This is a genomic window from Aneurinibacillus sp. UBA3580 (assembly GCF_002375825.1).
Lineage (GTDB): Bacteria > Bacillota > Bacilli > Aneurinibacillales > Aneurinibacillaceae > Aneurinibacillus > Aneurinibacillus danicus.
In genome coordinates this window covers 37,296-37,913 of record NZ_DFMZ01000033.1, presented here as the reverse complement: position 1 = coordinate 37,913, position 618 = coordinate 37,296, and the positions used below count along the sequence as shown (strand labels likewise).

Here is a 618-nt window from a genome sequence, read left to right as displayed (position 1 = left end):
CGGAAAAAGCAACGGCCGGCACAAGCCTCGCACGTTTTTGCTCGATTCCAATGAAGGGAAAGTATATCTCGCTTTATCATTGTAAAGCAAGATATACTTTCCTATACCAAAAAGAAGACTCCTGCCCTGAGGAGGAGTTTCGCGGATTAACGCATAAAAGCGAAAAGGTTCACATCCCCGCTCCTTTTCGCTTTTCTTACGTCATTCATATCGTAGCTACACGTTCTGCCTTATTCTCACTCTCGCGAAGCCAGTGAATTTTATCAGGTCCGTGCAGCTCTTCTGCCAAAAAGTCCAAACATTCGAAAAAGAGTGCGGACACATTGCGACCGTAGCGCACCTCTAAGCTCTCGAGCGCTCGCGTGATGCGAAATACATCAGGTGCCTGTACTTTGCTTTCTTCAATAATGTTTCTTCCTTTATCGGTTAGGTATACATTTACTACCCGACCGTCTTTGTCACTTTTTTCGATCGTGACAAGCCTCTTCTCCATCATTTTCTTCACATGAATAACAACAGAAGATGGGTGCCAGAACGTCCATTCTGCAATCTGGGTGACACGCACTCCTTCATAGCAATACACGATCCATAAAATATTCAGCTGCACCGCTGAATCAT

1 protein-coding gene is annotated in these 618 nt (G+C 45.0%); it reads right to left on the bottom strand.

The features are described from left to right. Positions 1-205 precede the first annotated feature (205 nt). Positions 206-618 (bottom strand): MarR family winged helix-turn-helix transcriptional regulator (locus tag B2899_RS05580; RefSeq protein ID WP_286884432.1); only part of this gene is annotated, 413 nt, incomplete at its 5' end.